We start from the raw sequence: 12486 nt of genomic DNA, 5'->3' as shown, positions 1-12486 counted from the left end.
CGCTGAAATCCCGCTGGCCATTCCATGCTCATGGGCGATGGACCTCAATGACCAAGCCCTCGTCCTCACTCGGCACACAGAAGTGGCGGGTGATCAGTTCGAACTCGGCATCGGTCGCGGCAAAGTCATGCTCACCCTGGGCATTGCGAGCATGCAGGCGGCTGCGGCAGGTGTCGTCATCCAGCTCCAGATAGTGCAGGCGATGTTCCACCTGTGCGGCCTGGGCCAGGCCACGCAACCACTCGCGACTGGCCAGGGTGTTCGCCGGGAAGTCCAGCACCACGTTGACGCCCGACTGCAGCAGATCGATCACCAGCGGCCCCAGGACCCCGCGAATGCGTTGGGCGCAGCGCACGTAATCGGCCACCGCGAGTATTTCACCGGGATAGAGTTGTGCCAGCCACAGGTCTTCGCTGAGCAAGATGGCGGCGTGTTCACTGACGAGCGCCTTGGCAAGCGTCGACTTGCCCGAGGCGATCTTGCCGCACAGCAGGTGCAGGGTGGGCATAAGGAAAGGCTCCGTTTTCGCTGTCGAAGGATGTTTGAAATACGCGTAGAACGCTTACATTGCCACATGGTTGGCGCAAGCGGTTTCGCTCCCGTCAGCCCTCATTCTGCAACTGCGCCTCAAGCCAGGCCAACAGCGCCATCACCTCGGGGCGGTTGCCGCCGCCCCGCTGTCGGTAGACCGAGAGCGCCTGCGGTAAATGCACGCTCTCGACACACGGCCTTACCAGCGCCCCGCTTTCAATCAGCCGGCTCGCGGTGCGCCGCCAGCCCATGGCGATCCCATGCCCTTCGACAGCGGCCTGGAGCATTAGCGGGTAGCTGTCGAACGTGGCGCTGCGCGCGTCGCTGGCCAACGTCTGACCGAACACCTGCAACCAGCTGTCCCACTCCATCAAATGGGGCGGCTCGGAGCTGTGGTGCAAAAACGTACAGGGCTGCAGCTCGCTGAGGTGCAGCGGTCGTTCCGCACTCAGGTAGGCCGGGCTGCACACCGGGAACACCTCGTCGGCGGCAGAGAACATCAACGCATGCGGCCCGCTGGCGCGCCGCGTGCTTTGCAGGGCCACATCGAAGTGGTCATTGAATTCGGCGAGTGGCCGGGTGGACGTCACCACTTGGATTTCGATGGCCGGGTATTGCTGGTGGAAGCTCGACAGCCGCGGCATCAGCCAGTAAAACGCTTCGCACAACTGACAGAGCAGGACCACACGGTTGCGCTGGGGCGTCGCACGCAGAGCGGCGGCCTTCTCGCTGATGCTGAGCAGTGCCTGGCTGACCACCTGCGCCAGTTCACGCCCCTCTTGCGTGAGAAACACCGCGCGATTGCGCCGGCAGAACAGTTTCACCCCGACGTTGTCCTCAAGCCCGCGGATCTGCCGACTGACGGCGGCCTGGGTGATGTGCAGCTCATCGGCGGCCCTGGAGAAACTCTCCAGGCGCGCCGCCGCCTCGAAGGGCAACAAGCTGGCGAGCGGCGGTAAGGTCTTGCCGAACATATTCATAATCTGAAGTTATGCGTTCAGGGCCGAGAACTCGTTTGTAGCACAGCATCGGGGTTATGCACCATGCAGGCACGGCCTCATGGATAAGCCTGATGACCGCTGCACACTCCTCAACATTCGCCGGTGTCGGGCGGCGTGTTCATAACCGTTCGCATCATCCTCACAGGAGATTCATCGATGACCATCGCGCGTGACGCCATTGCATTACCCGACACCTTTTATTTTCACGGCCAGGCCGTGCGCTGGGGGCACATCGGCACGGCGGGACCGGCGCTGGTGATGGTTCACGGCACGCCCTTCTCGTCCCAGGTCTGGCGGCGTATTGCGCCGTTGTTCGCGCAACGGTGTCGCGTGTTCTATTACGACCTGCTCGGCTACGGCCAGTCGGAAAAAGCCTCCGGCCAGGACGTCTCCCTCGGCATGCAAAACACCCTGCTCACGGCGCTGCTCGAGCATTGGCAACTGGACCGCCCGCACATGCTCGCCCACGACTTCGGCGGTGCCACGGCGCTGCGCGCCCATCTGCTGGATGGCTGCAACTACGCCAGCCTGACCTTGGTCGATCCCGTCGCGATGGCGCCCTGGGGCTCCCCGTTGATCCAGCACGTGCGCCTGCACGAATCGGCGTTCAGCGAAGCACCGGCATATATCCACGAGGCAATTGTGCGCGCCTACCTCCAAGGTGCCGCCTTCAAGCCACTGCCGGCCGAGGTACTGCAAACCTATGTCGCACCGTGGACCGGCGAAACAGGCCAGATGGCCTTTTATCGACAGATCGCACAGATGGATCAACGCTACACCGACGCGATCGAACAGCGACTCGCCGAGATACGCTGCCCGGTGACGCTGCTGTGGGGCGAGGAAGATCAGTGGCTCGCCGTGGCGCAAGGCGATGCACTCGCGAGCCGGCTGGCGGAGCCGACCTGCATTCGCGTCCCGCACGCGGGGCATCTGGTGCAGGAAGACGCACCGGAAGCCATCGTCGCCGCGCTGATGAAGGTGCTGTTCGGCTGAATTAAACATATTGACATAATTGCCTAAGGCAACAATATAATTGCCCAAGGCAACTATTAGAGCGCGCATCATGTCCACTCCCCTGCTTGTGCAGCGCGCCGGTATCGTGCGCGGCTTCAACCGTTTCTATACGCACCAGATCGGCGTGCTGCAGGAACACCTGCTGCAAAGCGACTTCTCCCTCACCGAAATCCGGGTGATGTACGAACTGTCCTCGCGTGGCGACCTGACCAGCGCCGACTTGTGTCAGATGCTCAGTCTCGACGCGGGTTATTTGAGCCGGTTGATCAGCGGGCTAGAGAAGAAGGGCTTGATCCAGAAAGTCCGTTCGATCACCGATGCGCGCGCGGTGCAACTGCACCTCAGCGACCTCGGCCGGTCAGTCCTGGCTCCGCTGGAAGAGAAAACCCAGCAAGAAGTCATGGCCTTATTGAGTGCCTTGCCCGAGCCGCAACAACAGCAATTGACCGCAGCCATGCAGCGCATTCAGACGTTGCTGCAAGGCAGCGCGCCGAGCTACGTATTGCGTGACCCACAACCCGGCGATATGGGCCTGGTGGTGCAGCAGCAATCGGCACTGTATGCGCGAGAATACCAATGGAATTGGGAGTTCGAAGCGTTGGTGGCGGAGATTGTCGCCAAGTACCTGCGCGAGTTCGACCCGACCCGTGAGCGCTGCTGGATCGCGGAGAAAGACGGCGCGGTGGTGGGCTCAGTGTTCGTCGTGCGCCATGACGACAGCACCGCTAAGTTGCGCATGCTCTACGTCGACGCGAGTGCGCGGGGCCTGGGCATCGGCCAGCGGCTGGTGGACGAATGCCTGCGCTTTGCCCGACATGCCGGGTACACGCGCATGATGCTGTGGACCATGAGCGCCCTCACCGACGCACGCAGGCTCTACCAGAAAGCCGGTTTTGAGCTGGTTGAAGAAGAGCCCACTCTCAGTTTCGGCAAGCCATTGGTCAGCCAGACCTGGGCGCGTGCGTTGTGATGCGGGGCTGGCACGACTCAAGCCCCGCCCGGTTTACAGGTCGGTGATTTCCTTGTGGCGCGGCACGAGCGTCTTCATCACGCTCCAGGCCACCAGGTACGCCAGCGCACAGATCGCGAACATGATCATGTAGCCGGTGTGGATATCGCCGATGGACTTGTAATAATCGAACACCCAGCCGCCGACCTTGGTCATCACCACCCCGCCCAGGCCACCGGCCATGCCGCCGATACCGACCACCGAGGCCACAGTTTTCTGCGGGAACATGTCGGACACGGTAGTGAAGATATTGCACGACCACGCCTGGTGCGCCGACGCTCCCACGCCGATCAGCAACACCGGCACCCAGAAGCTGATGTAGCCCAACGGTTGCGCCAGCAGCACCACCAGCGGAAACAGCGCGATGACCAACATGGCTTTCATGCGGCCGTCGTAGGGCGCATCACCACGCGCCATGAAGTAGCTGGGGAACCAGCCGCCGCCGATGCTGCCGACCATGGTCATGCTGTACAGCACCGCCAGCGGCATGACGATATCGGCGCCTTTCATGCCGTACTGCGCCGACAGATAAGTCGGCAGCCAGAACAGGAAAAACCACCACACGCCGTCAGTCATGAACTTGCCGAAGGCAAAGGCCCAGGTCTGGCGATAGGTCAGCAGCTTGAACCATGAGACTTTTTGCGACGCCGCGCCTGCAGCCTGCGCGGTGAACGGCTGGACCGTCTGATCGCTGCGGATGTAGGCCAGTTCCTCGGCCGACAGGCGTTTTTGCTGATCGGGCTTTTCATACAGCGCGGCCCACACCGCGACCCAGATGAAGCCGAGCATGCCGATGATCATGAACGCCGCTTCCCAGCCCCACACCCCGGCGATCAGCGGCACACAGATCGGCGCCAGGATCGCGCCGACGTTGGCGCCCGAGTTGAAAATGCCGGTGGCCAGCGAGCGTTCTTTCTTGGGGAAATACTCGGCGGTGGCCTTGATCGCAATCGGGAAGTTGCCCGCCTCGCCGATCGCCAGTACCGCACGGGACAGCATAAAGCCCGCGATCGACACCGGAATCACCGCCAGGCCAATCGCGCCGCTCACGGCCGCGATCCCCTCACCCATCGGCACCGCGAACGCATGCATGATGGCGCCGGTGGACCAGATGCCGATTGCCACGACATAGGCCGCCTTGGTGCCGATCTTGTCGACGAACCGCCCGGCGAACAGCATGGAAATCGCATAGACAAACTGGAACACCGCCGCGATGTTCGCGTAATCGGTGTTGCTCCAGCCAAATTGCGTGGACAACTGTGGCGCCAACAGGCTGAGCACCTGGCGGTCGAGGTAGTTGACGGTGGTGGCGAAGAACAGCATCGCGCAGATGGTCCAGCGATAGTTGCCTACCGCTTGGCCCACGCGATGGGCGTTGATGGGCTCATTCAAGTTCATGGCATCACTTTTTATTTTTGTTAGATAAGACATATGCAACGTCATATGTCGTCGTACAACTGCGACTTTTATAGCGGGCGCCCTCTGCGCTGTCAATCTGAAAGATTGCCGTTTATCTGGGGGTTATGCGGATACAGCGCTGGCCATGAAAACCCTAGTTGTAGGATGACACGCCAAATCGCCAAGTTCGGCGCCTCACCGGGGACATCGTCGAGCACGCCGCATTCCCTGTGTGAGAGGGGGCGCAAAAACACGTTCAGGAAGTGGCTGTCTCGTAAAGGCGAATCTTCCGACATTAATCACCGAGACCAAATCTTTACTCTTCGGGCTTTCGCGCCTAGGAGTAAAAGGAATGGCTTCCAGCGTATTACCGAGCGTTTTCTTCGACCATCGTCGGCACACGCTCACTGTTCGCGATGTTGACGAGCCGCTCGACGTCCTGGCCTTCGAGGGCACAGAAGGCCTGAGCCAACCATTCAACTATGCTGTGGAATTCACCAGCACCGACGGCGACATTGCCGCTGAAAAGATGCTCGGCCAAAACGCCTGCTTCAGTCTGTACGGGGCGCGGCAGCCTCCGCCCTTTCGCGGCCTGAGCGTGCCCTCGAGCGAACCGCTGCGTGTCTTGCACGGCGTGGTCACCGGCTTCAAACGCCTGTCCGGCTCCGTTGATGAAGCCCGCTACGAAATCACTCTGCAACCGCGCCTGGCCCTGCTTGGGCGTGGCCGCCAGTTCCGCATTTATCAACACCAATCTGTCCCGCAGATCGTCGAAAGCATCCTGCGCAGCCGCCACGACTTTGAAGGCCAGGACTTCCTCTTCAAGCTGGTGCGCGAATACCCCAGGCGCGAGCAGGTCATGCAATATGGCGAAAGCGACCTGGCCTTTATCTCGCGCTTATTGGCCGATGTGGGCATCTGGTATCGCTTCACCCACGATGAGCGGTTGAACATCGATGTGGTGGAATTTCACGACGACCAGCGTCATTACACGTTCGATGTCGAGCTGGCCTACCGTCCGCAATCCGGGCTCAGCAGCGGCGGAAAAGACAGCACGTGGGGCCTGCAATCGAGCCACCACGTGGTGGAAAAACGCGTCAACATCCGCACCTACCATCACCGCGTGGCCAACGCTCACCTGAATGGCGAGATCGACCAAACGCGTGGCGCCAGCGGTACCTACGGCGAGGCTTATCACTACGCCGAAGCGTACACGGGGATGGGCGACCGATACGCCCATGACGAAGACCTGCAAAGCGAAAGTGGCTACTTCTATGCTCGCCTGCGTCACGAGCGTTACCTCAACGGCCAGACCCGACTCAGCGGCGTCAGCAGTAGCGCCGCCCTGGCGCCCGGCCAGGTCCTGAACATCTCCGGCGGCGCGCCGCAGGCCTTTGCTCCCGGCGCGGTGATCACGCAACTGACCACCCACGCCGCCCGTGATCGCAGTTTTGAAATCAACTTTGAAGCCATTCCCTACTCGGAAACCGTGTGCTTTCGTCCAGCACTGCCGCCAAAACCTCGGATCGCCGGCACCGTCCCGGCCCGCGTCACCAGCCCGCAGGACCACGACCCCTACGGCCACATCGACATCGAAGGCCGCTACAAGGTCAATTTCCTGTTCGACCGCGACACCTGGAAACCCGGCGAAGAAAGCCTCTGGCTGCGCCTGGCCAGGCCCTACGCCGGCGACACCCACGGCTTGCACCTGCCGTTGATCCCCGGCACCGAAGTGGCGATCGCCTTTGAACAAGGCGACCCCGACCGGCCCTACATCGCCCATGCCCTGCACGACAGCCAGCATCCTGACCATGTGACCTTGCGCAACTACAAACGCAACGTCTTGCGCACCCCCGCCAATAACAAATTGCGCATGGACGACACGCGGGGGCAAGAACACGTGAAGCTCAGTACTGAGCACAGTGGTAAGAGCCAGCTCAACCTGGGGCATTTGGTTGATGCCAAGCGCCAACCGCGAGGCCAGGGCGCGGAGTTGCGGACTGATGGGCATGCCGCCATTCGTGCCGGCAGTGGGATCTTGATCAGTGCCGACGCACAACCCAAGGCTCAGGGACACATGCTGGAAATGAGCGCCGCGCTGGGTCGGTTGCAACAGGCGAGTAACCAGTTGGAAGGATTATCGACCGATGCCCAGGCCGCCAACGCAGATCCAGCGGATGTGCAAGCGCAACTGAAATTGATGCGAGACCAGCTCGATCAACTCAAGGCCTCGGTCGTATTGCTCAGCGCCCCCCAAGGCGTTGCCGTCACCAGCGGCCAGCACCTGCAATTGGCCGCTCAGGACAACCTGATGATCAACGCCGGAGCCGAGGCGGATATCAGTGTGGTCAAACGACTGTTTATAGGCGTGGGCCAAGGATTGAGCCTGTTTGTACGCGAGTTGGGCATCAAATTGATCGCCAACCAGGGGCCGGTGAGTGTCCAGGCACAGAACGACACACTGGAACTGATGGCCCGGCATGGTCTGGAGATCACCAGCTCCGAAGATGAAATCCGCATCGTTGCGAAAAAGAAAATCACCCTGAATGCCGGCGGCAGCTACATCACCCTCGATGCGAGCAGCATCGAGTCAGGGACCCTGGGCGACTACCTGATCAAATCGGCGTACTTCGAAGCCCTCGGTCCAGCCAGCCAGAAAGCCGCAGGTCCGGAGTACCCACAAAGCCTGTTCAAACAAGCACTGCGGTTCAACGTGCCGCAAACCCCCAATGCCCCTGATCAAGGCTGGGCAGGCATGCCCTACACGCTCTACGCCGATGGTGCAGTGCTCAATCACGGCGTATTGGACAAGTCCGGGCAAGTGTCGATCGACCACGCGGTCGTGACGCAGCAGTACCGAATGGTGTTGGCCAACGGGGTGAGCTACCAGATCCCGGTGCCTACTGACTATCGCAATGCCGAACAAGCACACCTGGCCAATGGCGGCATGCACAACCACCTCTCGCGAGCCGACACCGAGGTGAGCCAACCCACATCGCACACGGATCACCGTGCCCTGTATGCCGCCGTGATCAATGACCAGGAAGGGAAAACTTCATGACTGAACCCGATATCGTCGCCCCCGTCGCCCTGCAACACACACAGCAGGTGACCTGCTCCGCGCCCTGGTACGTGCCGAACACCGAGTACCCTCCTGCGAAAGCCACCTATAAGCCGCTGATCAACGGTGAAGAAGCCTTCGAGGCCGTGCATCTGGCTATCGCCCAAGCCACTAAAACCATCGACATCATCTGCTGGGGGTTTCAACCGTCGATGTACTTTATCCGCGATGGCAGTGCCCCAAGCATTGGCGAACTGCTGATGACCAAAGCCGGGAAAGGGATCGAGGTTCGGGTGCTCGGTTGGGAGATGCCGTTCAATGCTGCGGGCGCAGGGGGCGAGGCCAACCTTCCCGGTAAAGGACCGCTTCGTATCAAGGATCGGGCGATGCAGAGCTCCACCGCTGACCAATATACCGAAGATCGGAAATGGTTTTCCCGATGTGCATTCGCCGATCACTTAGCGCCCGCGATCCGAGTGGCTCGTAATGTGCCGGTGTTTGTCGGCCGCGGTTTCAGCATGTATGAACGGGCTGAAATTGCCTATCAGGCCAAATACAAAAGCCTCGACCCACAGCTCAGCCTCAGCACGTTGGGCGTGCTGGCCAGCACTGCGACCCACCATCAGAAGACCGTCCTGATCGACTATGAACAGACAGACCGCGCCGTTGGTTTTGTCATGGGCCACAACATGCTCGACGAGTACTGGGACACCGACAAGCACTCAGCACTGAACCGCACCGAGGGCAGCAAGCCTGCACCCAATCGCGGGCCGCGTGGCAACACACCACGCCAGGATATTTCCAGCCAGATCAGCGGGCCGATTCTGGAGCACCTGCACCATAACTTCGCCACCGCCTGGCGCAAGGAAACCGGCGAAGACCTGCTCGCATCGCGCAAAGCGATGGCGGTGGCACCCCAACTGCAATGCGCCCCCGGCGTCACCCGCCAACTGGCCCAAATCGTGCGTACCCAGGCACAAGACGGCAAGCGCGATATCGAAAAGATCTACCTGAAGGCGGTCAACAACGCGACCCAATTCATCTACATCGAGAACCAGTACTTTCGCTGGCCGCCATTGGCCGAGGCGATCAAAGCGGCGGCCGAAGTCCAAACCGGCGCTGGGCGTGATCCGGGCCTGCATGGAAATTTACACCTGTTTGTAATCACCAATGCCAGCCCAGACGGCGTGGGGCCGGGGAGCTTGAACACCCAGCGCATGCTCGAAAGCCTCGGACGCGGCGATACCATTCCTGAAATCACCAAGTTGCAGCGCATTGAACAGGCCAAAGCCCAAGCCAACGCGCAGACGCCGACCTTGGCTGAACTGCTTGAGCGACAAGCCTTGCTCACGTTGACCAGCCTGACCGACGCACTGGGGGGTGGCGAGATAAGCGATAAGGCCCGTGAAGCCCAACGGGACGCCGCCAGAAACAATGCGTCTCGACAGATAGCTCTCAAAGCCCAGATCGCGGCGATTGAGCAAAGCACGCTTGAACCAGAGTCGCGCCCAGGCCTGAAAATCCACGTGTGCTCGCTGGTCGCGCCTGATTCGCCGGCGGGGCAGCAGTGGATGCCGGTGTACATCCATTCCAAGCTGATGATCGTCAATGACGTGTTCACCACCCACGGCTCGGCGAATATCAACACGCGCAGCATGCAGGTGGATAGCGAGCTGAACATTGCGCATGAGTGGATGAGTGTGACGCGGGCGTTGCGGCGCAGGTTGTGGGATCTGCATACGAATGGGAGGGGGGCGCAGGATGATGTCGCGAAAGCATTCGATGCTTGGCAGGAGATCATCGATAAGAACAAGGATCGTCAATCCAAAAATTTGGCACCCATCACTCCGCTCGTCGAGTTTTATTACGGCGAAAAGTCCCTGACGGACCTCGACTAATGCACCGGGCCTTGTTGTTGACAAGCCTGCTGCTGGCCGCCTGCGATAACGGCAGCGTCCCTCCTCACTCATCCAAGGACACTTCTGTGAACCCGCTGACCGAGATCAAAAACAAGCTGGAGTTTACCTGCGTACATGAACAGATCCCTGCGCCGTCCGTCGAAACCGATGAGCTGTTCCAGTACGCTCGTTGGCTACAGAAAAACAACCTGCTGAAGCAGGACAAGACGGCCGATATTGAGATCGAGCGACTGTATCGCATCGCCACTGAGAATGGTCATCACAAAGCCAACATCAACCTGCAAAACGGCGCCATACGCGGCCACTTCGTGCTCAGTGGCGCCGAACACCTGCGCCTGAGCCAGCAACTGATCGACGCGAAGGTGGCGACGGGGTACTACTTTATCGGCCTCTTTCTGAAAAACGGCTCGGCTGGGCTGAAGCAGGATACGGCCATGTCATTGCGTTACTTTCGTAAGGCCGCCGATCAGGGCAGCGCGCAAGCCCAGTACGAAGTGGGGGACATACTGGCGCCAATCAACATTGCTCCGAACATCGCCCGGCAGATGCGCCGATGCTCGGCCGAACAGGGCCATGGTAAGGCCGCCAGGGCGCTAGGAGTTGACCTGTCGACAGATGGACACTATCAGGAGGCCCTTGAGGCATTTCAACTTGGGTTAATTGCAGGTGACAGCACCTCCGCGTCCTTTCTGAGTAAAGGCTTTCTCGGCCCCAAGTCGGATGATCGTTTGTACTACCTCGGCCAGCAGGAGGACCTTGAGCGCGCCGAACGCTATGAAAAAATCTGGCGAATTCTCGCAAACTACTCCTATGCTGCCCCCAAAGTCCCCGAAATCAACGACATCCTCCCCTTACCTCCCGCCAAACTCCCCACCTGGGACGGCAAACTGCAATGGCTAGAAGCACGCCTGGCTAATGTCCTGCCAGAAAAGCCCAGCGAAGCACTGATCCAGCAGTTGGCCAAAGCCAAACTCCTTGAACCTGCAACCGGCAGACCCACGCCCGACTCCCCCGCGTTCATCAAGGCCAGCTACCCCGAACCGACCTGTTCCAGCGGCCAGGCCTGCCCCCAGACTGGCTATTGGCGGGCATTCAGCCTGAGTCGCGATGTTTACGCGCGGTTCAACGATGGCGTGATCCGCCGTTTCGAGAAGAACGAGATCATGCCCACCCTGCAGGTTGAGAGTCACAAGCCACGGCTTTTGCTGCCCGACATCATCACAGTCAATGAGGAAAGCATCGAATGGCGGCTGTTGGGGTGAGGCATCTTTCGCGTCGGCGACAAGACAACCGGCGGCGGTACGGCTCTATCGGTCGCGTCGACATTATTAGTGTGGAAAGATCGTGAAGGACCTTGACTGATGTGCAGACTCCTATTGCTGACAAGCCTGCTGCTGGCTGCCTGCGATAACGGCAGCGCCCCTACTCACCCAACTCAGGACCCTGCCGTGAACCCACTGACCGAGATTAAAGCCAAGCTGGCCTTTACCTGTGTACACGAGCAAATTCCTTCGCCGTCCGCCGAGGCCGATGAGCTGTTCCAATACGCTCGCTGGCTCCAGAAAAACAACCTGCTCAAGCAGGATAAGGCGGTCGATCTGGAGATCGAACGGCTGTACCGTATTGCGTCCGAGAATGGCCATTACAAAGCCAACATCAACCTGCAAAACGGCACCATGCGCGGCCACTTCACGCTCAGTGGCGCCGAACACCTGCGCCTGAGTCAGCAATTGATCGACGTGAACGTGGCAACGGGATATTACTTTATCGGCGTTTTCCTGAAGAACGGTTCTGCCGGACTGAAGCAGGATACGGCTATGTCATTGCGCTATTTTCGCAAGGCGGCCGATCAGGGCAGTGCCCAAGCTCAGTACGCTGTAGGGGATATACTGGCGCCGATTGACATCGCGCCTGATGTTGCCCGGCAGATGCGCCGCTGTGCGGCTGAACAGGGTAATGGCGATGCAGCTATTGCTTTGGGTGTCGATCTTAAAAACGAGAGTCGGTACCAGGAAGCGCTTGAGGTCTTCCAGATGGGCGTTGTAGCTGGTCACGAGAGCGCTGCTGGTAGGTTGGAAGAAGCCTTTCGCGGTCATCCTCCCTCCGATAGGTTGTACTACCTCGGTCAACAGGAAGACCTCGAACGCGCTAAACGCTATGAAAAAATCTGGAGCCTGCTAGCGGACTACTCCTACGCCAACCCCAAAGTCCCCGAAATCAACGACATCCTCCCCTTACCTCCCGCCAAACTCCCCGCCTGGGACGGCAAACTGCAATGGCTGGAAGCACGCCTGGCCAACGTCCCGCCAGAAAAGCCCAGCGAAGCACTGATCCAGCAATTGGCCAAAGCCAAACTTCTTGAACCGACAACCGGCAGACCCACGCCCGCCTCTCCCGCGGCTGTTGGGATGAGGTTCCATGCCTCGAATCAACTAAGGGCACCCGCCCACACTTGAGCCAGGTACCGGGAGAATGGGCGCGCCGCGCCTCAAACGCTCATTTTCTGCGTAAGGCTGCCGATAGCCTGTCATCACCCTGACAAGCGGCGACGCC

The 12486-nt window shown here is 60.1% G+C and carries 9 protein-coding genes; 6 read left to right on the top strand and 3 right to left on the bottom strand.

Annotated elements, in window-relative coordinates; translation table 11 throughout:
- Positions 1–28 precede the first annotated feature (28 nt).
- A complete protein-coding gene (locus tag RGV59_RS19470) occupies positions 29–508 on the bottom strand; it encodes an AAA family ATPase (RefSeq protein ID WP_046383619.1) in 480 nt (159 codons plus the stop codon).
- A 94-nt stretch (positions 509–602) separates the two neighbouring features.
- Positions 603–1511 carry a LysR substrate-binding domain-containing protein gene (locus tag RGV59_RS19465; RefSeq protein ID WP_126585591.1) on the bottom strand — a complete coding sequence of 303 codons (909 nt, stop codon included), beginning with the start codon at positions 1509–1511 and terminating at the stop codon, positions 603–605.
- A gap of 177 nt (positions 1512–1688) precedes the next feature.
- On the opposite strand from RGV59_RS19465, the gene RGV59_RS19460 reads away from it, so the two are divergent.
- On the top strand, positions 1689–2525 hold the full coding sequence (locus RGV59_RS19460; protein ID WP_126585590.1) for an alpha/beta fold hydrolase: 837 nt from the start codon (positions 1689–1691) through the stop codon (positions 2523–2525).
- 70 nt (positions 2526–2595) lie between these two features.
- Positions 2596–3516: a bifunctional helix-turn-helix transcriptional regulator/GNAT family N-acetyltransferase gene (locus RGV59_RS19455; protein WP_079443987.1), complete on the top strand. Its 921-nt coding sequence runs from the start codon at positions 2596–2598 to the stop codon at positions 3514–3516.
- 33 nt (positions 3517–3549) lie between these two features.
- On the opposite strand, the gene RGV59_RS19450 is transcribed toward RGV59_RS19455, so the two are convergent.
- Positions 3550–4953: an MFS transporter gene (locus RGV59_RS19450; protein WP_017846428.1), complete on the bottom strand. Its 1404-nt coding sequence runs from the start codon at positions 4951–4953 to the stop codon at positions 3550–3552.
- Between the two features lie 352 nt (positions 4954–5305).
- On the opposite strand from RGV59_RS19450, the gene RGV59_RS19445 reads away from it, so the two are divergent.
- From RGV59_RS19445 to RGV59_RS19430, 4 genes are all read left to right on the top strand, one after another.
- Complete coding sequence (locus RGV59_RS19445) at positions 5306–8014, top strand: type VI secretion system Vgr family protein (RefSeq protein ID WP_126585589.1); 2709 nt, start codon at positions 5306–5308, stop codon at positions 8012–8014.
- Entirely contained in the window at positions 8011–9912 is a 1902-nt protein-coding gene (locus RGV59_RS19440; protein WP_046491015.1) for a phospholipase D-like domain-containing protein, read from the top strand. The genes RGV59_RS19445 and RGV59_RS19440 overlap by 4 nt, the downstream gene beginning before the upstream one ends.
- A complete protein-coding gene (locus RGV59_RS19435; protein ID WP_046491012.1) occupies positions 9912–11195 on the top strand; it encodes a sel1 repeat family protein in 1284 nt (427 codons plus the stop codon). Before RGV59_RS19440 ends, RGV59_RS19435 begins: the two co-directional genes overlap by 1 nt.
- Before the next feature lie 99 nt (positions 11196–11294).
- Entirely contained in the window at positions 11295–12389 is a 1095-nt protein-coding gene (locus RGV59_RS19430) for a sel1 repeat family protein (RefSeq protein ID WP_046491010.1), read from the top strand.
- Positions 12390–12486: the final 97 nt, after the last annotated feature.

Origin of the sequence: Pseudomonas sp. FG1, from assembly GCF_034313875.1 — a bacterium.
In the GTDB taxonomy this organism is placed as follows: Bacteria; Pseudomonadota; Gammaproteobacteria; order Pseudomonadales; family Pseudomonadaceae; genus Aquipseudomonas; species Aquipseudomonas veronii.
The sequence above is the reverse complement of the archived record's forward strand: the minus strand, read 5'-3'. Positions and strand labels throughout refer to the sequence as shown.